The 24509-nt window shown below is 70.3% G+C and carries 20 protein-coding genes and 2 tRNA genes; 11 read left to right on the top strand and 11 right to left on the bottom strand.

Features of this window, described 5'->3' with window-relative positions:
- The first annotated feature begins 1 nt into the window (after position 1).
- Both FHR90_RS06330 and FHR90_RS06325 read left to right on the top strand, forming a co-directional pair.
- Positions 2-205 (top strand): AtzG-like protein, encoded by a 204-nt coding sequence (locus FHR90_RS06330; protein ID WP_183274935.1) that lies wholly within the window; start codon positions 2-4, stop codon positions 203-205.
- A complete protein-coding gene (locus FHR90_RS06325; RefSeq protein ID WP_183274934.1) occupies positions 202-1581 on the top strand; it encodes an AtzE family amidohydrolase in 1380 nt (459 codons plus the stop codon). The genes FHR90_RS06330 and FHR90_RS06325 overlap by 4 nt, the downstream gene beginning before the upstream one ends.
- Before the next feature lie 30 nt (positions 1582-1611).
- Here the strand turns inward: FHR90_RS06325 and FHR90_RS06320 are convergent, their stop codons facing one another.
- Positions 1612-1860 carry a DUF3126 family protein gene (locus tag FHR90_RS06320; protein ID WP_176626331.1) on the bottom strand — a complete coding sequence of 83 codons (249 nt, stop codon included), beginning with the start codon at positions 1858-1860 and terminating at the stop codon, positions 1612-1614.
- Complete coding sequence (locus tag FHR90_RS06315) at positions 1857-2516, bottom strand: ATP-dependent Clp protease proteolytic subunit (RefSeq protein WP_176626329.1); 660 nt, start codon at positions 2514-2516, stop codon at positions 1857-1859. Before FHR90_RS06315 ends, FHR90_RS06320 begins: the two co-directional genes overlap by 4 nt.
- A 169-nt stretch (positions 2517-2685) precedes the next feature.
- On the opposite strand from FHR90_RS06315, the gene FHR90_RS06310 reads away from it, so the two are divergent.
- From FHR90_RS06310 to FHR90_RS06295, 4 genes are all read left to right on the top strand, one after another.
- Positions 2686-3651 carry a hypothetical protein gene (locus FHR90_RS06310; protein ID WP_183274933.1) on the top strand — a complete coding sequence of 322 codons (966 nt, stop codon included), beginning with the start codon at positions 2686-2688 and terminating at the stop codon, positions 3649-3651.
- Positions 3651-4355, top strand: a complete 705-nt coding sequence (locus FHR90_RS06305; protein WP_176625651.1) for a transporter substrate-binding domain-containing protein — start codon at positions 3651-3653, stop codon at positions 4353-4355. Before FHR90_RS06310 ends, FHR90_RS06305 begins: the two co-directional genes overlap by 1 nt.
- A gap of 136 nt (positions 4356-4491) precedes the next feature.
- Positions 4492-5724 (top strand): LL-diaminopimelate aminotransferase, encoded by a 1233-nt coding sequence (locus FHR90_RS06300; protein ID WP_176625649.1) that lies wholly within the window; start codon positions 4492-4494, stop codon positions 5722-5724.
- A gap of 13 nt (positions 5725-5737) precedes the next feature.
- A complete protein-coding gene (locus tag FHR90_RS06295; protein ID WP_183274932.1) occupies positions 5738-7078 on the top strand; it encodes a homoserine dehydrogenase in 1341 nt (446 codons plus the stop codon).
- Positions 7079-7138: 60 nt separating this feature from the next.
- Here FHR90_RS06295 and FHR90_RS06290 read toward each other — a convergent pair whose 3' ends face one another.
- The 3 genes from FHR90_RS06290 to FHR90_RS06280 all read right to left on the bottom strand — a co-directional run bounded on the left by FHR90_RS06290 (position 7139) and on the right by FHR90_RS06280 (position 11262).
- Positions 7139-8551 (bottom strand): lipase family protein, encoded by a 1413-nt coding sequence (locus tag FHR90_RS06290; protein ID WP_176623469.1) that lies wholly within the window; start codon positions 8549-8551, stop codon positions 7139-7141.
- A gap of 93 nt (positions 8552-8644) precedes the next feature.
- On the bottom strand, positions 8645-10633 hold the full coding sequence (locus FHR90_RS06285; protein ID WP_176623471.1) for an acyl-CoA synthetase: 1989 nt from the start codon (positions 10631-10633) through the stop codon (positions 8645-8647).
- Positions 10630-11262, bottom strand: coding sequence for a TetR/AcrR family transcriptional regulator (locus tag FHR90_RS06280; protein WP_176623474.1), 633 nt, complete (start codon positions 11260-11262; stop codon positions 10630-10632). The genes FHR90_RS06285 and FHR90_RS06280 overlap by 4 nt, the downstream gene beginning before the upstream one ends.
- A gap of 354 nt (positions 11263-11616) precedes the next feature.
- On the opposite strand from FHR90_RS06280, the gene FHR90_RS06275 reads away from it, so the two are divergent.
- From FHR90_RS06275 to FHR90_RS06260, 4 genes are all read left to right on the top strand, one after another.
- Positions 11617-12216 carry a hypothetical protein gene (locus FHR90_RS06275; RefSeq protein ID WP_176623476.1) on the top strand — a complete coding sequence of 200 codons (600 nt, stop codon included), beginning with the start codon at positions 11617-11619 and terminating at the stop codon, positions 12214-12216.
- Between the two features lie 68 nt (positions 12217-12284).
- Positions 12285-13283, top strand: coding sequence for a class II fructose-bisphosphatase (gene glpX, locus FHR90_RS06270; RefSeq protein WP_394367834.1), 999 nt, complete (start codon positions 12285-12287; stop codon positions 13281-13283).
- Positions 13268-15106, top strand: a complete 1839-nt coding sequence (recJ, locus tag FHR90_RS06265; RefSeq protein ID WP_183274931.1) for a single-stranded-DNA-specific exonuclease RecJ — start codon at positions 13268-13270, stop codon at positions 15104-15106. Before glpX ends, recJ begins: the two co-directional genes overlap by 16 nt.
- A 36-nt stretch (positions 15107-15142) precedes the next feature.
- A tRNA-Glu gene (locus FHR90_RS06260) sits at positions 15143-15218 on the top strand.
- Positions 15219-15220: 2 nt separating this feature from the next.
- Here FHR90_RS06260 and FHR90_RS06255 read toward each other — a convergent pair.
- From FHR90_RS06255 to FHR90_RS06245, 3 genes are all read right to left on the bottom strand, one after another.
- Positions 15221-18664: an ATP-binding protein gene (locus FHR90_RS06255; RefSeq protein ID WP_183274930.1), complete on the bottom strand. Its 3444-nt coding sequence runs from the start codon at positions 18662-18664 to the stop codon at positions 15221-15223.
- Positions 18664-19926: a metallophosphoesterase gene (locus FHR90_RS06250; RefSeq protein ID WP_221188228.1), complete on the bottom strand. Its 1263-nt coding sequence runs from the start codon at positions 19924-19926 to the stop codon at positions 18664-18666. The genes FHR90_RS06255 and FHR90_RS06250 overlap by 1 nt, the downstream gene beginning before the upstream one ends.
- A gap of 30 nt (positions 19927-19956) precedes the next feature.
- Positions 19957-20032, bottom strand: a tRNA-Glu gene (locus FHR90_RS06245).
- Between the two features lie 131 nt (positions 20033-20163).
- Here FHR90_RS06245 and FHR90_RS06240 point away from each other — a divergent pair.
- Positions 20164-21102, top strand: coding sequence for a LysR family transcriptional regulator (locus FHR90_RS06240; protein ID WP_246330074.1), 939 nt, complete (start codon positions 20164-20166; stop codon positions 21100-21102).
- Here FHR90_RS06240 and FHR90_RS06235 read toward each other — a convergent pair.
- From FHR90_RS06235 to FHR90_RS06225, 3 genes are read right to left on the bottom strand one after another with little or no spacing between them, the layout of a single operon-like run.
- A complete protein-coding gene (locus FHR90_RS06235; protein WP_176624790.1) occupies positions 21029-22306 on the bottom strand; it encodes a cytosine deaminase in 1278 nt (425 codons plus the stop codon). The genes FHR90_RS06240 and FHR90_RS06235 overlap by 74 nt on opposite strands.
- Positions 22303-23649: an FAD-binding oxidoreductase gene (locus FHR90_RS06230; protein ID WP_183274929.1), complete on the bottom strand. Its 1347-nt coding sequence runs from the start codon at positions 23647-23649 to the stop codon at positions 22303-22305. Before FHR90_RS06230 ends, FHR90_RS06235 begins: the two co-directional genes overlap by 4 nt.
- Complete coding sequence (locus FHR90_RS06225; RefSeq protein ID WP_266152804.1) at positions 23646-24482, bottom strand: creatininase family protein; 837 nt, start codon at positions 24480-24482, stop codon at positions 23646-23648. The genes FHR90_RS06230 and FHR90_RS06225 overlap by 4 nt, the downstream gene beginning before the upstream one ends.
- Positions 24483-24509 lie beyond the last annotated feature (27 nt).

Below are 24509 nucleotides of genomic sequence, written 5' to 3'. Positions count from 1 at the left end.
CATGGCCGAGCTTTCCGACGGGCTGATCGACGGTGTGATCGATGAGGCAGCCGCGATCCTGGGCCTCCATGTCTTGCCGGAGCACCGGCCGGGGATCGCCGCCAATCTCGCGCTGCTGTCGCGCCATGCGGCGATCGCGCTGGCGGTGCCGCTGCCGCCCGAGGCGGAGCCGGCGCCGGTGTTTCGTCCCGGCGACGCGCCATGAGCGCGACGCTGCTGATGGACGACGCGGTCGCACAGGCCACCGCGATCCGCGACGGCACCACCAGCGCCGCAGCCCTGCTGGAGGCGACGCTGGACGCCATCGCGGCCCGCGATCCGGTGCTGAACTGCTACACCGATCTGCGCGTGGACGCGGCCCGCGGCGAGGCGGCGGCGATCGACGCCGCCCTGGCCCGTGGCGAGGACCCTGGCCCGCTCACCGGGGTGCCGGTGGCGGTGAAGAACCTGTTCGATATCGCCGGCCTGCCGACCCGGGCCGGATCGAAGGTGCTCGGCGCCCTGGGCCTGCCGCCACCGACCCGGGACGCCACCGCGCTGGCCCGGCTGCGGGGCGCCGGTGCGGTGCTGGTCGGCGCGCTCAACATGGACGAGTTCGCCTACGGGTTCTCGACCGAGAATGCCCATGTCGGCCCGACCCGCAATCCTGCCGATCCGCAGCGGATCGCCGGCGGCTCGTCAGGTGGCTCGGCGGCGGCGGTGGCGGCGGGACTCGCGGCGATCACGCTCGGCAGCGACACCAACGGCTCGATCCGCGTGCCCGCCTCGCTGTGCGGCATCTGGGGCCTCAAGCCGACCTATGGCCGACTGTCGCGGGCCGGCGCCTGGCCGTTCGTCGCCAGCTTCGACCATGTCGGCCCGTTCGCCCGCTCGGTGCGCGATCTCGCCCTTGCCTACGAGCTGATGCAGGGCGGCGACCCGCGCGATCCGGCCTGCACCGGTCGTGTCGATCCGGTCGGCGACCTCGACGCGCAGGCGCCGGGCCTGCGCATCGGCGTGCTCGGCGGCTGGTTCGCCGATCGCGCCGACGGCCAGGCCGGGGCGGCGGTGGAGCGCGCTGCCGCCATGCTCGCCGAGGGCGGGACGCGCCATGACGTCACACTGCCGATGGCCGAGGCGGCGCGCTCCGCGGCGTTCTGCATCACGGGCGCAGAGGGCGGTGCGCTGCATCTGCCGATCCTGCGCACCCATGCCGATCTGTACGACCCGGCGGTGCGCGACCGCCTGCTGGCCGGGACGATGCTGCCGGCGTCGGTGGTCCACCACGCCCAGCGCGTCCGCCGCGCCTTCGCCGCGCAGGTGTCGGCGGTGTTCGAGGAGTTCGACCTGCTGCTCGCCCCGGCGACACCCGTGTCGGCGCCCCCGATCGGCGATGCGACCATCATCCTGGACGGGGTGGAGGTCTCGGCGCGCGCCAATCTCGGTCTGTATGCGCAGCCGATCAGCTTCGTCGGCCTGCCGGTGATCGCCGCCCCGGTCCCGGGCGCCGCACTGCCGCTGGGGGTGCAGCTCATCGCACCGCCCTGGGCCGAGGCGCGCCTGTTCGCAGCCGCCCGGCGTTTGGAACGTGCATTCCAATGAAAAAAAGCGGCCCGTGGGGGCCGCTTTTTCCTATTTTCTCGCGCCGGCCCGTGCCGGAGTCTTGGGCACCGGAGGCAGGTCCTCCTCGAGGATGATGACGTTCATCGAATACGACACCTCGCCCTCCTCCTCGTCGCGATGCAGCGTGCCGATCACCTCGTCATCGATGCTGACCTCGACGGTCAGGCCCTTCTTCGGCGGCGGCACCACCTTCAGCCGCGCCGTGCCGAACAGCCGGCGCAGGTAGGTCTGGACGCGGTCGATGTCGCTCGGCGTCACGACGACAGCTCCTTGGCCGAGGTGATGATCTTCGTCACCATGCCGTAGGCGATCGCCTCTTCCGCGCTCATCCAGTAGTTGCGGTCGCTGTCCTTGGCGACCTTCTCGTAGGTCTGGCCGGTCTCCTCGGCGAACAGCCGGTTCAGCCGCTCGCGCATCTTGACGATCTCGCGTGCCTCGATGTCGATGTCGACCGCCGGACCGCGCACGCCGCCGAGCGGCTGGTGGATCATGAAACGGGTCTTGGGCAGGCAGAATCGGCGGTCCTTGTGGCCGGCGACGAAGATCAGCGCGCCGGCCGATGCCACCCAGCCGGTGCCGATGATGCGCACCGGGGCGATCGGATCGACGAAGCGGATCATGTCGTGGATGGTGTCGCCGCTCTCGACATGACCGCCGGGCGAGTTGACATACAGATCGATCGGCTTGTCGGACGCACCCGCCAGGGCGAGCAGCCGGCCGGTGACGTCCCGGGCCACCTTGTCGTCGATGGCGCCGAACAGCAGCACCTTGCGCTGGTCGAACAGCCGGCGCTCCAGCTCGTTGACCGGGCTGCCGAGACTCTTGTTGTCATCCGGCTCCTTCGGCTCCGGCCCCTGCGGGGCGGGGACATCGGGGTCCTCGTCATCGGCCCGCGTGAGGTTGTGGAAAGTCATGCTGGTCTCCGGTTCATCCATCGCGTGCGCCCCGCAGGACGAGGCGGCTTTCGCGTCATCCTGTGGCAAGGGGGGTGGAATGTCGATTGGCAGGCAGTCGTTAATTTGTCTCTGCTGAGATAGGAAGGGGGCGCGCAAACGCAACACGCCACCGCAGGAGGTCATCAGGGTGCTCGGGTCGAAACGCGGATGGGGCCTGTGCCTGCCGGTCCTGCTGGGCATGTCCGGCTGCGGGCATCATGACGCCGTCGAGACGCCGGTCGACTGGTGGCACGGCCTCGAGGGCGGCCGCATCGCCCAGGACCGCCCGCCGCCGCCCGGGCTCGGCCAGCCCTATCCGCTGATCGGCACCACGCCGACCGCACCTCCCGCCCTGCCCAGCCCGCAGGAGCGGATCGCGCTGACCAACACTCTGGTCGACCAGCGCAACGCCGCCCTGCGACGCGACGCGGACAACCCGCTGCCGCCGCCCGGCACGCAGGTCGGCACCGCACCGGCTACCGGAGCGAAGCCGGGCGTGCCGGCAAAGCCCGCGCCTCCAGCCGCACCACCGGCGCCCGCCGCCGATTCGCAGCGCTCGCAGCTCGTCTTTGCCGCCTCCACGCCGGAAACGGCACCGCCTCCCGCTCCGACACCGAAACCGGCCGCGAAGCCGGCGCCGAATGCCGCGGCGGACGACGCGCCCGACATCGCCATGCCGGAGTTGCAGGCCGCCCCGCCGGCCGAGGCGACCAATGCGCCGATGCCCGATTTCGCCCCCGCACCGCCGCCGATTCCCTGGATCCACGGCATCACCGTCACCCACCACGCCACCCCGAAGCCGCCCGACATCCCGCCCCTGGTCGAGACCGGCACCGACGTCGCCTTCGACTGGCGCGCCGATACCCTTCAGAACGGCGAGGGCGGTCAGGTGCGCGGCGTCGCCGGGCGCTGGCGGCACGGCACGATCATCGTGCATGGCTATGGCGACGCCATCTCCGCGCAGCCGGACGCGCAGGTCGCCGCCCTCGCCCTCGCCTGGCGTCGGGCGAAGGTCGTTGCCGGCATGCTGGTCGCTGATGGCGTGCCGCAGGGCGCAGTGCGGCTGGCGGCGGATGCGTTCGGTCACGACGTGCGAATCGTGGAGCAGCCCTGATGTCCGCCCTCGCTCCCGACGGCCGGCTGCGCGCGGCGATCAATCCGGGCAACGCGGTGCTGGCGCGACGCGCGGCGGATGGCAGCGTGAGCGGTGTGTCGGTCGACATCGCCGCAGCGCTCGCGCATGAGCTCGGCGTCGAGGTCACGCATCTGGTGGTCGATTCCGCCAGGCAGGCGGTGGAAGCGGTGCGGCACGGGCAGGCCGATATCGGCTTCTTCGCCGTCGATCCCGAGCGCGGGCAGGGCATCGCCTTCACCCCGCCCTACGTGCTGATCGAGGGCTGCTATCTGGTGGCGAATACCTCGCCGATCCGCGACCTTGACGAGGTGGACGATGCGGCCCACCGCGTCGTGACCGCGACCGCCAGCGCCTATGACCTGTTCCTCACCCGCCACCTGCGGCATGCCCGGATCGTCCGCGTGCCGACCTCGCAGGAGGTGGTGCCGCAATTCATCGCCCAGGGCTGCGAGGTGGCGGCCGGGGTGCGCCAGCAGCTCGAGGCCGACCGTCAGCGCCTGGGCGGCCTGCGTCTGCTGGACGGTGCGTTCATGACCATCGGCCAGGCGATCGGCACCTCCGCCGACAAGGGGGTGGAGGCGATCGACGCGCTGAGCGCTTTTGTCGACGGGCTGAAGCGCTCGGGAGCGCTCGCCGACATCCTCCGCCGCAACGGCGCCGGGGCGGTGACGATCGCCCCGTGAGGGGGCGGGGTCGAAAATGACGCATGGACGAGCCCTGCGATGCCTGTTCGTGCTTGCGCTGCCCGCTCCGAGCGCGTTTGCTGCCAGCCCCGTGCCCGCCACCGGCGCACGGGGACGTTCAACCGAGACCTGAGTGATGACCGAAGAATTCCACCGCATCCGCCGCCTGCCGCCCTACGTGTTCGCCGAGGTGAACAAGGCCAAGGCCGCCGCGCGCGCCGCCGGTGAGGACATCATCGATCTCGGCATGGGCAATCCCGACAGCCCGACCCCGCCGCATATCGTCGCGAAGCTGGTCGAGACCGTCGCCGACCCGCGCAGCCACCGCTATTCGACCTCCAAGGGCATCCCCGGCCTGCGCAAGGCCCTCGCCGGCTACTACGCGCGCCGCTTCGGCGTGAAGCTCGACCCGGAGACCGAGGTGGTGGCCACCATCGGCTCCAAGGAAGGGCTGGCCAATCTCGCTTCCGCCATCACCAGCCCGGGCGACACCATCCTGGTGCCCAACCCGTCCTATCCAATCCACCAGTTCGGCTTCATCATCGCCGGCGCCTCGGTGCGCTCGATCCCGGCCGAGCCGGGCGAGGAGATGCTGCGCGCGCTCGACCGCGCGGTGCGCCATTCGGTGCCCAAACCGACCGCGCTGATCGTCAACTTCCCGTCCAACCCGACCGCCTTCGTCGCCGATCTCGACTTTTACAAGGAAATCGTCGCCTTCTGCCGCCGCGAGGGCATCTGGATCCTGTCGGATCTCGCCTATTGCGAGATCTATTTCGGCGACACCCCGCCGCCCTCGATCCTGCAGGTGGAGGGGGCGAAGGAGATCGCCGTCGAGTTCACCTCGATGTCGAAGACCTATTCGATGGCCGGCTGGCGGATGGGATTTGCCGCCGGCAACCCGCATCTGATTTCCGCGCTGACGCGCATCAAGTCCTATCTCGACTACGGCGCCTTCACCCCGATCCAGGTCGCCGCCGTCACCGCGCTCAACGGGCCGCAGGACTGCGTCGCCGACATCCGCGCGCTCTACAAGGAGCGCCGCGACGTGCTGCTGCGCGGCCTGTCGGCGGCCGGCTGGGACGTGCCTGCTCCCGACGGCTCGATGTTCGCCTGGGCGCCGATCCCGCCGAAATACGCCCATCTCGGCAGCGTGGAGTTCTCCAAGCTGCTGCTGGCCAATGCCGGCGTGGCGGTCGCCCCCGGGCTGGGCTTCGGCGAGCATGGCGACGGCTTCGTGCGCATCGGCCTGGTCGAGAACACCCAGCGCCTGCGCCAGGCGACGCGCAACATCCGCGCCTTCCTGACCGGGCGGCAGAACTCGCCGGGTGCCGACACCGACACCGGCGCGTCGCTCGAAAAAGCCTCCTGAAGCGGACCCGATGATGAGCGACGTCGCCGAAAAGCCCCGCCAGCACGGCGCGGACCGCGCCTGCACCACCGCCCTGCGCATCGGCATCGCCGGGCTCGGCACGGTGGGCGCGGGGGTGGTGCGCCTGCTGCGCGCCAATGCCGATCTCGTTGCCGCGCGCGCCGGCCGGCCGATCGTGGTTACCGCGATCTCGGCGCGCGACCGTGCCCGCGAGCGCGGCATCGACGTCTCCGACCTGCGCTGGCACGACGACAGCGGCGCCCTCGCCACCGACCCCGAGGTGGATGTCGTGGTCGAGCTGATCGGCGGGGCGGACGGGCCGGCGGCGCGACTGGTCGAGGCCGCACTCGACGCCGGCAAGCCGGTGGTCACCGCCAACAAGGCGCTGATCGCCGTGCATGGCGCGCGCCTCGCCCGGCTGGCCGAGAGCCGCGGCGTGGCCCTCGCCTTCGAGGCGGCGGTGGCCGGCGGCATCCCGGTCATCAAGGCGGTGCGCGAGGGGCTGGCCGCCGACCGTCTGACCCGGATCGGTGGCATCCTCAACGGCACCTGCAACTACATCCTGACCACCATGCGCGAGACCGGGCGCGACTTCGCCTCTGTGCTCGCCGATGCGCAGGCGCTCGGCTATGCCGAGGCCGATCCCTCCACCGACATCGACGGCATCGACGCCGCCCACAAGCTCGCCATCCTCGCCGCGCTCGCCTTCGGCCGGCCGGTGGATTTCGCCTCCGTGCATGTCGAGGGCATCCGCCGCATCAGCGCGCAGGACATCGATTTCGCCCGCCAGCTCGGCTACCGCATCAAGCTGCTCGGCATCGCCAGCCGCAGCGCTGCCGGCATCGAGACGCGGGTGCATCCCTGCCTGGTGCCGCAATCCGCACCCGTGGCTCAGGTCGAGGGCGTGTTCAACGCGGTGGTGGCCGAGGGCGATTTCGTGGGCCGGGTGATGCTCGAAGGGCGCGGCGCCGGCGCGGGCCCGACCGCGACCGCGGTGGTCGCCGACCTGATCGACCTCGCCCGCGGCCATGCCGCTCCGGTCTGGGGGGCAGCGAGTGCGACGCTGCAATCGGCGAGCTCGATGCCGATGAGCCAGCATCGCGGCGCCTATTACCTGAGGCTGAACGTCACCGACCGTCCCGGCGTGATCGCCGAGGTCGCCGCCGCCCTGCGCGATGCGGGCGTGTCGCTGAAAAGCATGCTGCAGCACGGCCGCGCGCCCGGCGAGGCGGTGGCGATCGTGCTGCTCACTCACGAGACCGGCGAATCGTCGATGCAGAAGGCGATCGAGCGCCTCGCCGGCCTGTCGGTGGTTCTGGAACCGCCGGCGATGATCCGCATCGAGGCCGGCTAGAGGGTGTTGTGAATCCGCCGCGACAGACCCGCCCCGGCATCCCCGGAGCGGGCCTGCGGGTCAGCGTGCCAGGCCCGGCAGATAGGGCAGCAGCGGCAGCCCTGCCCACAGATTGGCATTGGGGCAGTCATTGCGTTGCGGCAGTCCGGCGAAGCGGTTGGAGATGTACTGCAGGGCCGCGAGATATCCCTCCGCTGCGCCCAGCACATGCCCGGCCAGTCGGGTGGGATCGATGACGATCGGCGTGGAATAACGGATGATCTCAACGGATGTCCCGGCACGGCACCATTGCTGGGCCATGGCATTGTCCGCCGAGACCGGCACGACCTTGTCGAAGGCCTCATGGTAGTTGAGGATCGGCAATGCTGGCGCGACGCTCTGCCCGACGATGCTGTTTGCCGTCAGCAACTGCCTGACGATCGGAATCTGGGTGAAATCCCTGTTTGGATCGACGGAGTATTTCTCCATTCGACCCGCCGTCGCGAAGGTCAGGATCTCCTGTCCGAGGCACTTGTTCGGATCGGCTGCCTTCTGGACCAGGGCTATGCCGTCATTCGTCAGAACCTGGCCGAGATCGATCGGTGTCGCTCGCGTCGTCCCTACGATGCCTGTGGGCAGGAAGCCCACGATCAGGCTGCCGTCGACGGATTTGAACACCGCGGCAAGGTCGGAATTGGAGGTGGCCCCGATGGCAGCACCGACGACGTTCAACTCCGGCGCGTAGGACCCGGCGAGCGTTGCCGTCCACGCGGTAGCGCCGCCGCCGCCCGAATAGCCCCACAGCGCGACCTGCGTCGATGGGCTCAGCCCGTGCCCGGAATGCAGTGCCGCTCTCAGGCCGTCGAGCGTCGCATGTCCCGCCTGCGGGCCGGCGAGCCATTGTGATTGCGGTCCCTCATAGTCGGGATAGACGATGGCATACCCCTTCAGCAGCGCCGGCAGGGCGAGCAGCGCCTCCAGCGAGCCCGACAGGGCGCCCCCTCCTTGCGCGAGCAGGCCGGCCTGCAGGACATAGGACGGCTGGCAATTTGTCGAGACCGAGTCCTCGGCCGTCTGATAGGAAATCACCGGGCGCGTGCCGGAACCGGCCCAGGGCAGGTTCGGGATCAGGATCGTCGCTGCTTCCGCGACCGGCGCTCCGGCGCCATCGGTGGATTTGTAGAGAACCTGGTAGGTCACGAAGCCATTGGCGATCGCCTGCGTTGCGGACGACAGGAGCTGGCCTGCGGCGAGGCCGAAAGCATCCGCCGCCAGTTTCGCGACGCCGCTCGGACTGAGACCGAAGACGGCATCCCGCTGACGGATGATGGCGCCATTGGGCAGGGAGGCCAGATTCGGCGGCGGCGTGTAGAACGCATCCTCCGCCGGCAGCGGAATGGCCGCGGCTGACTGTGCGCCCCCGCCCAGGCCGACAGCTGCCGCGGCCGCGGCGATCACGCCGAGCAGGCGCCTCGATCTTGTTTTGTTTCTCAACGGACGTTTCCTTTTTTGTCATTGTCAGGCGTGACGATCACATCTCTCCAATCGGACCGGGGCCTCCTTTCCTCTGCGTTCGTGTTGCGATCTTCACCCTCCGCCGGCGTCCTGGGTGAAGAGGACGGGCGTCCCGAGCGGCTCGAACGCCCCGAGGACGGCGGATTGCGATGAGGATCCGGCGTGCACCACGAGGGTCGGGACGCCTTCGGATCCGGGTTCCGCGCGTACGGATGAGAACGCAATCCCGCGCTCTCGCAGCTGCGACGTCGCCAGTTCGGTCAATTCGAGAAGACGCAGGCTGGGTTTGTGGATCTTGCCGACCGGTGTCAGCGGCATCGCGTCGAGGATCATGATCGCCCTGGGAATGGCCGCGCGCTCGGCGATCTGGCCGGACACATCGGCGAGCAGGGCCGCAGGCGTCGTGGTGGCGCCGGGGCGGAGCTGCACATAGGCGACAGGGATCTCGCCGGCATAGGCGTCCGGGCGGCCGATCGCCGCGGCGTGCAGCACGGCCGGGTGCCGCAGCAGCGCTTCCTCGATGATCGCAGGGTCGATGTTGTGGCCGCCGCGGATGATCAGGTCCTTCGCCCGGCCGGTGAGCCACAGGCAGCCGCGCGCGTCGAGCCGCCCCAGATCGCCGGTGTCGAGCCAGCGCCGGCCATCGCCCCGATCGATCCACAGCCCCTTGTTGTGCGATCCATCAAGATAGCCGCTGAACACATGCGGACCGCAGATCGCGACCGTGCCGACCTCGTCGGGCGCCGCATCGCGGATGAAGCGTCCCTCGGCGTCGCGCAGGAGGATCCGGATCTCGGTCAGCGGCAGGGCGAAGCCGACGGATCCCGGCTGGCGCTCCCCCTCGATCGGGTTGACCGCCGCGGCACAGGCCGTCTCGGTCAGGCCGTAGCCCTCGATGACGGCCACGCCGGCATGGGCCTCGAAGCGGCGCAGCAGATCGGCCGAAAGGGGGGCTGCGCCGCAGAACACGCAGGCGAGTGACGAGATGTCGGACGCGCCCACCGGCCGGTCGAGCAGTGCCACCAGCACGGTCGGCACGGCGCTGAACGTATTGATGCGGTAATGTTCGACGATCTGCCAGAAATGGTCGATCAGCCCCGGTCCCCGGAAGCCCTGCGGGCTGCCGAGCACGACGCGCGCGCCGCGCAGGAAACAGGCAAGTCCGCTGACCAGCGCTGCATTGACGTGAAACAGCGGCAGGCCGCAGAACATCGTCGACTCGCTGCTGATCGCGCCGCCGAGCGTGCGCGTCATCATCCACACGTTGGCGACTTCCTGCCCATGCGTGCGCACCGCGATCTTCGGCAGGCCTGTGGTGCCCCCGGTCGCGAAATACGACGCAATGTCGGTCGGCGCGATCAGGCGCGCACCCCGCAGGGCAAGGCTCTGCGCCGTCCGCATCCGCACGGCCAAGGACGACACGCTGACTTCCGGCGGAAACGCCGCGTGGCGCAGACGTGAGCGCCATGACGTCAGCCGGGCGGCGACGCCGCGCAAGCCGCGCACATGGGCCGCCGGATCGATCAGCAGAATGTGCCGCAATGTCGGTACCATCCGGGCGAGGGCAGTGGCCTTCTCATGCAGATCCGTGCCTGGAAACGGCGACAGCGTCACCAGCACGCGGGCCTTCGCCGCGTTGAGCAGCGCGGCCAGCATGCTGACCTCGCTCAGCGGGTTGAGCGGCATCGCGATCCCGGCCGCCTCCGCCCCCCAGAGCGCCATGTGCGTCTCCGGCAGGTTGGGCAGCATGATCGCGGTGACGTCGTCCGCCCGAATGCCGAGTCCGTAGAGCACGTTGGCGAATTTGGTGACCTCGCCGAGAAGCTCGGCAAAGCTCCAGTGCCGCGCCCGGCGAAACGCACGCGCCTCGGCGAAGAAACTCAGCGCGATCCGATCCGGTGTCTTCCCTGCGGCCCGGCAGAGAACAGCGTAGGTGTTGCACGGCAGATCGGGAGGCAGTCCGAACGGCTCGATGGCCCGGATCTCCGTCATGGTGCGCAGCGACGCCTGGCGCGCGTCGAACGCCGGCGCGGCGTTCCCTCCGGCCGGACGGTGGTTCATGCGCCAGCCTGCCCGTCGGGCTGGATCAGCGATTCCAGTAGCGGCACGCCGAGATCGACCAGGAGCTCCCCGGGGGCGATGGCCTGCGGATCGACCAGGCTCTGTGCGAGGTTGCCGTCGTAGATCGCCATCAGCAGGCGCGCGACGCGCTCGGGTGCCGCGGCGAGGCGCGCGCCGCGCCGGCGGAGGAAATCCTCGATGGTCCCGGCGATGTCGTCGAGCAGGCGGCGCTTGCGCTCCGCCAGCATCGGCGCGATCGCGGGCTGCCGGATCGCATAGAGGGTGAATTCCGCGTTGAGCAGATACCAGTTGCGATCGAGCGGGTAGGCGCGCGCGAAACCACGCAGCGCGTCCACCAGCGAGATGTCGTCGTCGTTGACACTGCGCAGGGCCGTGACCAGCCGTTCGTGGATGCGCAGGATCACGCGGTCGTAGAGCGCCAGAAACAGCTCCTCCTTGGAGCGGAAGCTCGACTGGAACGCGCCCTTGGTGAGACCGACGCGTCCGGCGATGTTGTCGAGCGACGCCCCGTGAAAGCCCCGCTCCGCGAAGGCCTGTGCCGCGCCGTCGAGGATCTGCTCGCCGGTCTGCTCTCGGGTCGGGCGTTGTCGCTCACGCCGGCGCGCCATGGTCGTTCTCCCTGCCGTCCAGCGATCCGTAATCCAAGTCCATCCGTAATTCAATTCCATATGGTATCGTATCGTATTGAGCCAGTCTGACGTTGCGGGGACCGACCATTCGGGCGACTTACGACCGTGCTTTCTTGCGGACGCAAAGGATCTCCATGTCCAGCACCAGACGCGTCCACCAGTCCGGCGACCACAGCCATGCACTCGAACTGGTGCGGTCCGCCAAATCGGGATAGAAAAAATTCGGAAACAGGGAATAAAAAACTTCCCGATTTTGTAACGATTCATATTGAAGTGGTGTCGATCCACGACCAGTTTTGGCGCGCTGCGTCCATTCCGGTCGGGAGAACATCAATGCGAAACAAGCTCATCCTGCCCTGCGCCGCTCTGGCAGGTGTCATTGCCAGTGCCGCGTTTGCGGTGACGATGCGCGACAACGAGGTCTTCTTCGATGTCGCCGGCGTGCAGGCATTCTCGTTCCAGGAAGCGGGTCACAGCATCCACAGCAAGCAGCCCTGGGGCGGGGTCAGTGCCGATGTCAGCAGGCCGGGCGGGCAAGGGCGTATCCTGGTCAAGGCCGGGCGTAAGGCCTCCAGCTTCGTGGCCGCCTGGTTCAAGTCGGCGGTGGGTGCGGGACAGACACTGGTCTGCGACAGTCGCGGCACCTTCCCCGACGAGCTGAATTTCGCCGTGCGCGGCACGCTGAGGTTCACCGCCGGCGGACGGGCGTTCACCTGCAACGATTTCGTCGTCGGCCAAGGTCATTTCGCCACCGCGAACAACTGGTGGCTCGGAAGTCCGAAGATGAGCGGCACGCATGTCTCGCTCAGTGGCGCGACCGCCCAGCTCTGCACGACGCCGATCGCGGGGCACGACATCCCGGTGCCTGTCACCTTTGCCCCGCAGACGCCTTGCTCGAACCACTTCTCCATCAGCCCGATCCTGCCGAAATAGCGGTCCGGCCCGTTGCGGAACGCGCCCTTTCGGGCGACGTTGCGGGTCGTATTTCCAGACCTGACAGGATGCCCATGTCCAGCACCAAGCGCGCCTACCAGTCCGATGACCGCAATCTCGCGCTCGAACTGGTGCGGGTCACCGAGGCGGCGGCCCTCGCCGCGGCCAACTGGACCGGGCGCGGCCTGAAGAACGAGGCCGATGGCGCCGCGGTGGAAGCGATGCGTCTGGCCTTCGACGCTGTCGCCATCTCCGGCACGGTGGTGATCGGCGAGGGCGAGATGGACGAGGCGCCGATGCTCTATATCGGCGAGCAGGTCGGCGCTGGCGGCCCGGCGATGGACATTGCCGTCGATCCGCTTGAAGGCACCAACCTCACCGCCAAGAACGCGCCCAACGCGCTCACCGTGGTGGCCCTCGCCGAACGCGGCAATTTCCTGCACGCGCCCGACATCTACATGGACAAGATCGCAGTCGGCCCCGGCCTGCCCAACGGCGTGGTCGATCTCGACAACACCATCGGTACCAACCTGCGCGAGCTGGCGCGTGCGCAGAAGCGCGACATCTCCGAACTCACGCTGTGCACGCTCGATCGCCCACGCCACGAGGAGCTGATCGCCCGCACCCGCGAGGCCGGCGCGCGGGTGATGCTGATTTCCGATGGCGACGTTGCCGCCGTGGTCGCCACCGCGATGCCGGGCAGTGGCGTGGACATCTTCGCCGGCTCCGGTGGCGCGCCGGAAGGCGTGCTGGCCGCGGCCGCGATGCGCTGCGTCAACGGCCAGATGCAGGGGCGGCTACTGTTCGAGGACGAGGACCAGGTCGCCCGTGCCCGCGAGATGGATCCGTCCGGCGATCCGCGCCGCAAGCTCGGCCTCTACGACATGGCCAAGGGCGACGTGCTGTTCTCGGCCACGGGCGTCACCGACGGCGCGCTGCTGCGCGGGGTGCGCTTCGCGCATGGCCGCGCCATCACCCATACCATCGTCATGCGCAGCAAGTCGGGCACCATCCGCTTCATCGAGGGCCAGCACGACTTCAAGATTAAGACATGGACGGCGCGCTGATCGCGGCATCCGACGACACGCGTGCGTCCACACTGAGCGAGCGGCGCTGGGTCTGGCGCGAGGGCGAATCCCGCATCGCCCTGGCACTCGCCCAGCGTCTCGGCCTCCCCGAACTGGTCGCCGGCCTGCTCGCCGGGCGCGGGATCGCACTGGAGTCGGCGGCGGATTTCCTCGCGCCTACGCTGCGCGCACTGATGCCGGATCCTGCCTGCCTCGCCGACATGGACCGCGTCGTCGCGCGTCTGGTGCGCGCGGTGCGGGCCGGCGAGACGGTGGGCGTCTTCGGCGATTACGACGTCGACGGCGCCTGCGGCAGCGCGATCCTCGCCGAGACGCTGCGCGCCCTCGGCTGCACCGTGCACACCCATATCCCCGACCGTATCGCCGAGGGTTACGGACCCAATCTGCCGGCGTTGCAGGGGCTGGTCGCGCGCGGCGCAAGCCTGCTGCTCTGTGTCGATTGCGGCACCGCGGCGGGTGTCGTGCTCGCGCAGATGCAGGGCGCGGCCAGCATCGCGGTGCTCGATCACCACAAGGCCGATCAGGTGCCGGCCGGCATCGTCGGCACCATCAATCCGCATCGGCCGGACTGCGGCTCCGGGCTGCACGGGCTGTGTGCGGCGGCCATCGCCTTCCTGACCATGACCGCGCTGCTGCGAGCGCTGCGTCTCGACGGGTTCTTCGCCGATCGCGCCCCGCCCGATCTGCTCGGCCAGCTCGATCTGGTGGCACTGGCGACGGTCTGCGACGTGATGCCGCTGACCGGGTTCAACCGCGTGCTGGTCACGCAGGGGCTCAAGGTGCTGGCCCAGCGCAGGCGTCCCGGCCTCGCCGCGCTGCTCGACATCGCCGGCGCGCGCGCGCCCTACACCGCCGCCACCTGCGGCTTCGCCCTCGGCCCGCGGATCAATGCCGGCGGCCGTATCGGCGACGCCAATCTCGGTCTGCGCCTGCTGCTGACCCGCTCCGAGGACGAGGCGCGCGAGATCGCAGCGACCCTCGACGGCGTCAACCGCGACCGCCAGGAAGTCGAGACCGCCCTGCTGGCCGAGGCGATGGCGCAGGCGCGCGACCAGCTCGCCGAAGGCCGCGCGGTGCTGCTGGTCAGCGGCCGCGACTGGCATCCCGGCGTGGTCGGCATCGTCGCCGGGCGGATCAAGGAACGCTTCAACCGTCCGGCCTGCGCGGCGGCGATCGGGCCGGATGGCAGCGCGAAGGGTTCCGGCCGCTCGGTGCCCGGATTCGATCTCGGCGCCGCCGTGGCCGACGCCCGCGCGGCGGGGCTGCTCGAGACCGGCGGCGGTCATGCGATGGCGGCCGGTTTCGGCCTCGACGCGGCCGCGCTGCCCGCCTTCGCGACGCATCTCGACCGCGCGCTGTCGGGCGCGCGCGAGCTGCCGACCGCCCCCGACCTCGTCGTCGAGGGCGCGCTCGCCTGTGCGGCCGCGACGGTGGAGCTGGCGCGTTCGATCGAGACGCTGGCCCCGTTCGGTGCCGGACATGGCGAACCGATCGTGGTCGTCACCCGCGTCCGGGTCGCCTATGCCGAGCGGGTGGGCCGGGACCAGGGGACGCTGCGCCTGTCTGTGGAAGGTGAGGGCGGTGGCCCGCGGCTGAAGGCGATGCTGTTCCGCGCGCTCGACGGCGCGCCGGCTCGCATCGCCGCCGAACTCGAACGCCGCGACGGCACCTGGTGGGACCTCGCCGGCCAGCTCCGCGCCGAGAGCTGGAACGGCACCGTCTCGGTGACGCTGTTCATCGTCGACGCCGCCCCCGCCGGGCATCTCGACCGCCTGCTGGGCGAACGCGCAAGCGGCACTTGACCGGGCTCGTGCCCTCCGCTACCTCCCCCCGGCCTCGTCCCGTTCGTCTAGAGGCCTAGGACACCGCCCTTTCACGGCGGTAACAGGGGTTCGAATCCCCTACGGGACGCCATCTCACTCGATGCAATGCACCGTCGGCGGCCGTTCGCAACTGGCCAGCGCGATGTCGACCACGTGTCGATGATGCGTGAGATAGATCGCCTGTCCGCTCCGGCCGACCTGCTCCATCATCCGGCACGCGGCGCGCGTGCGGTCCTCGTCGAACGTCTCGAAGATATCGTCGCACAGGAACGGCAGGCTGACCCCCTCGGCGCAGAGCCGCTCGTAGGCGGCGGTGCGCAGGGCGAGGAAGAGCTGGAACCGCGTCCCCTTCGACAGCGACGCGACCTGTTTCGACACACCCGTCGCGTCGACGGCGCGCAGCACCTCAGCCTCTCCGTCGCGCTCGGCGACGATGCCGTGATAGGCGCCGCCGGTCAGGGTCCGGAAGGCGCGTTCGGTCGCCTGCATCATCTCGCTGCGATGCGCGTGGCGGTAGCGACCGATGGCATCCGAGGCCAACCGGTGCCCCAGGCTGAGCGCGAGGTGATCGAGGGCTGCCTCTTCCAGCGCCAGCAGGACGGTCGCGCGCCGTTCGCCGAGCAAGGCGGCTGCGTCGTCACCACCGATCGCGCCGAGCGCCGCCGCCGCGGCATAACGGGCCTCGGTCGCCTGGGGGAGGCGGGTTTCGAGTTCGCCCAGCTCATGCCCCACGGCGTCCAGCTCGGCCCGCAGGCTGGTGGCCGACGCGCCCGCGAGCAGCGCCGATGCCGCCTCCAGGTCGGGCGCGTCGAGATCGCGCAGCATCGTGGCGACCCGTTCGGACCGGTCCTGTCGCGCCGCGATCACGTCCAGCGCCGCGCGAGTCGCCTGGCGCAGCGAATCGATGCCGCAATCCGCGGTCTGCGGGGCTACGAGCGCGGCAAGCGCGCGCCGCCGATCGTCGACCCGCAGGCGTATGGCCTGTTGCTGCGCCAGCGCGCGCCGGGCGGCCTCGATCCGGTCGGTGAGCGTGGAAAGATCGGTCGCCGCCTGCGTCGCTGCGGCATGGCGCGCCGACAGCGCGGCATGGGTGGCGGCGGCATCCGCGCCTTCGGCGACCTCGAACCGCAAGGCAAGGGCTGTTACGGAATCGGCGAATTGCCGCCGGTCGCGTTCGAGCTCCGCGATCCTGCCGCGCGCCTGCCGCAGACGAAGGGCCGCCTCCTGGAACCTGCGCAGCGGCTCGAGCGAGTCGAGCAGGAGCTGGGCCTCGATCGGCCAGGGCAGGGCGGCGAGCGCGCCGTGCCAGGCGACCGAGGCGGCGTCGATCGCCGCGTGCAGCGTCGCGATGCCGGCGGACCGGCGCGCGGCGTCCTGATCGAGCCGGTCCAGCTCCTGCTGCAAAGCGAGCCGTTCCTGCGCTGCGGCGCGTTCGACCTGCGCGCGCGGCCGCGCGACCTCGATCGCCGTCTCGAAATCGGGCGCCTCGAGCCCCAGAAGCGGCGCGAGGGCCACACGCAGCGCCTCCGCCCTGTCGAGAATCTCGCGTTGCCCGGTCCGCGCCTGGTCGAGGGCCAGCAGGGCCGCGCGCGCCTCGTCATGGGCCCGCACCCAGCCTGCCCACTCCGCCGGCAGTAGCGTCGTCCCGTCCAGCCCGCTCGCCGAGGCTGCCGCCTCGATCTCCCCGGCGAGGCGCGCGAGCTGGTCCTGACGTTCGGCCAGCAGGCGCCGACGCTCGGCCACACCCGCATCGACCCCGGCCTGCTCGCGTTCCAGGGCGCGGATCTCGCCGAGCGCGCTGGCTTGCGACAGCCGCGCCGCCACCGCCGCGTCGTGACGGTCGAGCGCGCTCTCGAACGCGCGCGCCGATTCCTCGTCGGGCGCGGCGCGGTGCTGGCGCCAGAGCCTGTCGCGTTCGTCACGGAGCTGCTCCGTCTCCGCATCCCGCAGCACCGCATGGGTCGCCGCCAGATGGTCGATCCGAGCCGCACGAGCGGCGGAGTCGATGCCGGCCTGTTCGATCAGATCGGCGATGTGGCCCGCCTGCTCCGTGCACGAGTCGTGCTCGTCGGCCAGCGCCTGGGCCCGCGCGGCGGAATGGCGACACCCGGGCAAGGCGGCGAAGGCGGTTCCGGCATGCGACAGCGCGGCCAGCCGCTTCTGCGCCTGGGTCTCCGCCTCCCGCAGGACCTGCCGGGCGGTGGCATGAAGCGGTGCAAGTCGGTCGAGGTCGTAACGGGCCAGCAGTGCGGCGATCCCGTCCTCCGGGCGGGCGGAAGCGGCCTGATCGGCGCCGAGCGTGTCGCGGATCGCGCTGCGGCGGCGATCGAGCGCCTCGAGTTCCGACAGCGCCGCCGGCAGCGGCAGCCGGGCGGCCAGCAGCCGGTCCCGGGCGTCGGCGAGTTCGTTCATCACGGCCGCCGACGGGACGTCCGGCGCGTCCGCCACCGCAGCCGACAGCCCGAGCCGCTCCGACGCGCGCCGGAGTTCCGCCTCGGCGCTCTCGATCTCGCGGCCCAGCACGGCAGACTGGCGCACGGCGCCGGTCTCGACGGCGTGCAACTCCGCGAGCGCCGCAAGTGCTGCGTCCAGGCCGGGGGCGGCGGGGATCGCGGCGAGCGCCTCGCGCCGCGCGCCGGCCTCGGCGATCTCCGCCTCCAGCCGTTCGATCGCGTCGCCGGCGCTGCGCGCGTCGGCCTGCAGGTCGTTCAGCTCGTCGGGGTCGAAGCCGAGCCGCTCCGGGCAGGAGGGCAGGGCGGCGATCCGCCGGTCGAGCCCGGCGATGATGTCGAGCATCGGCAGCGCGCGCAGCCGCGCCTCCAGCGCGCCCTTGTGCCGCAGCAGGTCGCGCCGCCGCGCCAGGGCGGCGGCTTCCGTCGCGGCGGCGGCGGCGGCGGCCTTGCGGCGCGTTGTCCATTCGTTCGCCGAGACCTCGTGGCGGCGGATCTCCTCGTCGAGAACCTTGAGTTCCTGACGCAGCTTCGCGATCACGGTGGTGGTGGTGCGCCCGGCCCAGATCGCGTCCGCCTCGCGGCGGAGCGTGTCGAGGATGTGGCTGAGGTCGGACAGTCCGGCGGCGGCGGCAAACAGCAATCGCCCGGTATCGCCCCGCGCCTGCACGATCTCCTCGCCGCCGCGCTCGATCGTGGCGTCGTCGAGACACAGCAGGTTGCGGTAGTCGCTCTCCGTCAGCCCGCCGAGGCATTGGGACAGCGCGGTCTCCGGCAGTACTGCGCCATTGCCATCGAGCAGCGTGGCGCGGCCCGAGGCGATGCGCACGAAGCTGCGCACCCCGCCGGCGATCTCCATGGTCGCGCCGACGCGGAGATTGGCGCGCTGATGACGGAACTCATACGGCTCGTTGCGCGGCCTGAATCCGTAGAGAAGCCGCAGCAGCCCTTCCATGGTGGTCGTCTTGCCGGCCTCGTTGCGGCCGTAGATGATGTGGAAATCCGCTCCCTTCGGCTTCGCGCCGAAATCGAACCTCCGGTCGGTGAAATGGCCGAACCGGATCAGATCGAGCGTCTGCAGCCGCATCAGCCCGGCTCCCGCTCCGACAGTGCCGCACCGCGCATCCTGGCCAGCACCACCCGCCCGCCATCCCGCGCGAGCCGTTCGACGAGCGCGCCCATCGCCGTCTCGTCTGGCAGCAGCCGCGCGCGGATTTCCGGCGGCAGCGCGCGCAGGAGCGTATCGACCTCGTCCCGCGCCTGCGCGACGAAACCCGGCTCGCCGCGCAGCGTGTCGATCAGCCCGGCCAGCTCGTCGGCGGCCCCGACCCCGGCCGCGGCGGTCGGCTTCGGGGTGAGCTCCAGCAGCAGCCGGTCGATCCACAGGGTGGCGAACTCGCGCGCCGTCTGTGTCGCGAACTCAGTCCAGACGTCGCGATCGCGCTCGATCTGCCAGTGCAGCGCCGTCTGCCCGCGCAGCACGACGCGCAGCACGCAGGCGGGCGCGCCGGCGGCGGGGGCGTGTTCGCGCAGATGCGCGCGCAGACGCTCGCGCAGGCCCTGCTCGCTGTCGATCCCGGTCACGTCGAGCGTGCCGTGACGGAACTGCACCGCGGCAGTCGGCACCTCCTCGATGGCGATCGCGCCGTCGGCGATGGTCAGCAGGGTGGCGGATTTGTCCCCAGCCTCCCCGATGTCGCGACCCTGCGGCGTGCCCGGCATCACCACCAGCGGCGCCGTCGCATGCACGCTGCGCTTGTGGACATGGCCGAGCGCCCAGTAGTCGAAGCCCATCGCCACCAGCTCGGCGACGCTGCACGGGGCATAGACGTCGTGCCCCGGCGCGCCGGCGAGCGAGCTGTGCAGCATCGCGATGTTGACCGCGCCGGGCACCGGTGGCGGGAAATGACCCAGCAGGCTCTCGGGCGCGTGCGGTCGCGCGAAGCTCACCCCGTGGATCCACACGCCGTCCGCCAGCATCACCCTGCCGCCCCGGCCGCTGAACAGATGCACGTTGTCGGGCCACTCGATCGCGCCGGTGACCGGGTTCTCGGCATCGTGGTTGCCGCGGATCAGAAACACCCGGATGCCGTGTCCGCGCAGGCGGTCGAGCGCGTGGAGCAGGAAGGCCGCGGTATGGGCGCTGCGCTCGCGCCCGTCGAACAGGTCGCCGGCGATCAGCACCGCCGCCACCTCGCGGTCGATGGCCGTCTCCACGATGCGGCCCAGCGCGATGCGCGTCGCATTGGCGACGCGATCGCGCAAGCCCGCGTCACGTAGTGCGAGGGAGCGCAGGGGGGAATCGAGATGCAGGTCGGCGGTGTGCAGGATCCTGATGTCGGACGCCACGCCACCCTCCGGTCAATGGACCGATGTCTCTGGCGTCCCGTAGGGGATTCGAACCCCTGTTACCGCCGTGAGAGGGCGGTGTCCTAGGCCTCTAGACGAACGGGACGTGGCCGGAGACGCGCTTCTAGTGCGAAGCTTGTGGGGTGACAAGGGCCAAAATGCGGCTTTGGCGGAGGCGATTTGACGGGAGGCGGCAGGGGGGAACAGGCTTGCGGCATCCGCCGGGAGATCTTCGTCTTGCACAGCCGCATCCTGCTCTATCTCGACACGGTGGCGCGCTGCGGCTCGATCCGAAAGGCGGGCGCGCAGCTCAATGTCGCCTCGACCGCGATCAACCGGCAAATCCTCGCCCTGGAGGAAGAGCTCGGAACACCGCTGTTCCAGCGCCTACCGCGCAAGCTGGTGCTGACCGCGGCCGGCGAGATCCTGATCGCGCATGTACGTGACACACTCAAGGGCATGGTGCAGGCACGACGGCTGATCGACGACATGCGCGGCCTGCATCGTGGCGAACTGGTGATCGCGGCGATGGCCGGCCCCACCTCGGCGATCCTGCCGCGCGCGCTGGCCGAGCTGCGCCGCAGCCATCGCAACCTGCTCGTTCATCTGCGCATGTGCGGCCATCGCGAGCTGATGGAGGCGGTGCAGCAGGGCGAGGCCGATCTCGGCATCGGCTTCGACCTGCCACGCGAGACGGGATTACGCGTGCTCGCCTCGCGTGCCGTGCATCTGGGCGCGGTGGTGCGGCGCGACCACCCATTGGCCCGGGAAGGGGGCATCAGCCTCGCCGATTGCGGCGCCTGGCCATTGGTGGTCGCCGACGCCTCGATGGCGATCCGTCCGCATCTCGATGCACTGCACGCGCGGCTGAACCTGCGTCTGGTGCCGGCGATGGAAACCAATTCGATCGCCTTCATGCGCCAGATGGTCCTGGCGGAAGACGCGATCACGTTTCTCACCCCGTTCGACATCATCGAGGAAGCCAGCGCCGGCAGCCTGGTGTTCCTGCCGCTGCGCGAGCGCAGCCAGTGGCCGCAGCACCTCGCCCTGCTCGCCCATGCCTCCAACGCCAACCCGTTCCTGCATCTGCTGGTCGAGCGGATCACCCAGATCCTGGATTCGGCGCCAGGCCGCGGGCCGGATCGAACACTCGCCGCGGCACCGACGGTCGGCTGACCAGCTCGTTGAGACTGCGGGCTTCGGGCAGTACCACGGATGCGGGCCGGCCGCGGGCGATGGCGATGTCGTGGCCCATCCAGGCCGCGGGGGTGAGGGTGAAGATCCGCGGCCAGTCACCGAACGGTGTGTCCAGATGCGCGATCCGCACCGCATCGGCGAACACGCCGAACAGATCGTAATCGCCATAGGCATAGAACGGGTCGCGCACGTTGTCGCTGGCGACCATTACCGGCACCCCGGCGGCGGCCAGCTCGTGCAGCGGCGCGACGCCGCGCCATTGCGGGGTGCGCCCCGAGGCGCGGTCCTGGAGATAGAGGTTGCAGCCGGGCAGGCTGACGATGCCGATGCTGGCCTCGCGTACCAGCGCGATGATCCTGTCGCGCTCGGCCACCGTCTGGCGCGACAGCGCGCAGCAATGCCCGCACAGGATGCGGCCGCGGAACCGCCGCGCGATCGCGGTGCGCGCGACCGCCTCCAGCGCTGTCGCACCCACCATGCCGTTCTCGTCCACATGCAGGTCGAGATCGCAGCCGAAGCGCTCGGCGAGCGCGAACATCGCACAAAGCCCGTCCTCGCTGACGCTGTCGGCCATGATCACCACGCCGAGCTGTCCGCCCTCGGTGGCGGCGACGGTGCGCGCCAGCGCCTCGGCATCGTCGGAGAGATAGCGATCGAGTGTCACCAGCGCCGTCGCCTGGAGCGCGATCCTGCCCGCCCAGCGCCGCTGGATCTCTCCAAACAGCGGCCAGACCCGCTCGCCATGGCCGCCGAACGTGTCCAGATGGGTGCGGATCGCCGCCGTCCCATGCGCATGCGCGCGATGCAGTGCAGCCTCGATGCGCGATTCGACATCCTCCCGCGTCCAGTTCGCCTCGCGATCGGCGCTGACCGCCGCGATTGCGCCCGCGAAGGAGCCATCGGGGTTCTCGCATCGCTCCCAGATCAGTGTCTTGTCGAGATGCGTGTGGATATCGACGGGTTTCGGAAACACCAGCCCGCCGCGATGATCGTGCAGCACGTCGAGCTCGGCCGGTGCGCTGCGCGCCGGCAGCAGATCGGCGATGCGCCCGTCCTCGATCACCAGATCGACGGCCAGCGCGCCATCCGGTCCGGATCGCGGCAGTGCCGGCCGCGCATGATCGCCGATCAGGCAGGGCAGCAGGCGCAGGTCGCGCAGCACGCCGCGCCGCAGTGCGCTCATGCCGGTTTCAGCGCGTCGAAACTGCGCATCTTGCCCGGATTGAGCAGCCCGAGCGGGTCGAAGCGCTGCTTGTCGGCGGCGAGCTGCGGCGAGACCACGCGATGCGCGCCGCCATCCTCGATGGTGTAGACATGAGGGTTGGCGACCACGATGCCGTGGCTCTCGTACAGCGCGATGATCTCGGCGAGCCGCTCGGGCGTGGTGTAGCGCAGCACCGGCAGGCCCGCACAGCTCATTTCGCCCTCATTGGGGATGAACTCGAGATGCGTCATCATCTCGTCGCCGAGCAGATCCGCCATCCTCGCGACCAGGGCGAGCGTGTCGCGCACCGGAAATCCGGTCTGCAGATAGGTATGGGCGCGGTCCTTCTTGAGGACCTGGAGCGTGGTGTGGTTCCAGGTCAGCTCGTAGAGCGGCACCCGGGTGGGATCGTCCTCGGCTTCGGCGGTGACGGCGCGATGGACCACGACGCCGCCCATGTCGCCGGCGAGTTCCTCCGTTGCGGCGAGGGCCGAGGGTGCCACCATCAGCAGCACCACCGCATGTCTCGCCGGGGTCGCCTCGCGCAGCGGCGCGAAATACGGCACCAGGGCGGCGTCAGCGACGCTGACCAGCTTCTTTTCCAGCCCGTTCTGCATGGCGAAGCGGCGGGCGAAGGCGCAGGCCTCGGCCAGTGTGGGGAAGGCGAGGGCGAGATCCTGCCACGCCACCGCTGCGGCGACCGGGATTTCGAGTTCGCTGACCAGCCCGGTGGTGCCATAGGCGTGGTTGACCACCCGCGTCTCGGCGCCGCGCAGCTCGACCGCACGGGGTTCGTCCTCGAGGCTGACGAGACGCACGCCGAGCAGGTTGCCGGTATTGCGCAACCCGCCCCAGGTGACCGAGCCGATGCCGCCGGAGCCGCCGCAGATGAAGCCGCCGATCGTCGCCGTACGCTTGGTGGAGGGGAACATGCGCAGCTCGCGCCCGTTCTCGCGAAGGGCGCGGTCCAGTGCGAGCATGTTCATTCCCGCCTGCACCCGCGCGACCCCGTCGCGTACCCACAGCAGCCGGTCGAACCCGCTCATGTCCACCACCGCACCCCCGGCGAGCGGCACCGCCTGACCGTAATTGCCGGTGCCGCCGCCGCGCGCGGTCAGCGGCGTGCCGCTCGCCCGCGCCGCCTGCGCGATCGCCAGCAGGTCGGCCTCGTCGCGCGGAGTGAGCAGCACATCCGCGCTCAGCCCGTCCAGCCGCGCTTTCAGCACTGGGCTGTACCAGTAGAAATCGCGGCTCTTGCGTTTGACGATCGCCGCGTCGGTGGTCAGCGGCACATCGCCGAGCAGGCTGACGAAATCGCTCAACGTCCATACTCCCCGCCATCGGGCAGCATCCGGTCGAGCGGATAGCGCGACACCTCCGCCAGCAGCTCGATGAACCCGTTCACCAGCCGCTCGGCGACGGCCCGGCCTTTCTCGGCGGTGGCGGCCGAGGCATCGCCCGCCGCCCCGGCGGGGTGCAGATCCTGCGTATGCCAGCCGAAGCCGATGCGGCCCTCCGCCTCCAGCCAGCGATTCTGCGTTGCCATTTCCGCCGGCCAGGGCACGAAATTCTCCGCCCGCTCCATGTGGACCAGGTCGGGACGCAGATACAGCATCATCGAGGTCTCCGCATCGCCGCCATGGATGCCGAAGCGGCGCTCCACGGGGCTGAACATCCCCTCCGGTGTGCCGAACGCCCACCAGCCGACGGTGACGACGAACATCTGGTGTGTCCGCCGCAGCTCCCGCGCGACGATGTCGAGGATCTGCGGCTGTCCTCCATGCGAGTTCACCAGCACCAGCCGCCGGATCCCGGCCCGGGCGACCGAGGCGCCGAGCTCCAGCAGCACCGCGGTCAGCGTCGCCGCCGACAGCGTCAGCGTGCCGGGATAGGCGATGTGCTCGTCGCTCTTGCCGACCGCCTGCATCGGCAGCGCGGTGATCGGCAGCTCGCGCGGTGCGCGTTCGAGAGCGAGGTCGAGCAGCCCGGCATTGATGCAGGCATCGACATAGACCGGCAGATGCGGTCCGTGCTGCTCGACCGCCGCGACCGGCAGGATCGCGACCGTCGCCTCCGACAGTTCGCGGAACTCGCGCGAGACCATCTCCACCCAGCGTCGTCTCGGCAGGGCCTGGTCGGGTGCGGATGATGTCACGATGCCTGCCTTTGCCCTGCTGCCGAT

The sequence above is a fragment of the Endobacter medicaginis genome (assembly GCF_014192375.1).
GTDB lineage: Bacteria > Pseudomonadota > Alphaproteobacteria > Acetobacterales > Acetobacteraceae > Endobacter > Endobacter medicaginis.
The sequence above is the reverse complement of the archived record's forward strand: the minus strand, read 5'-3'. Positions and strand labels throughout refer to the sequence as shown.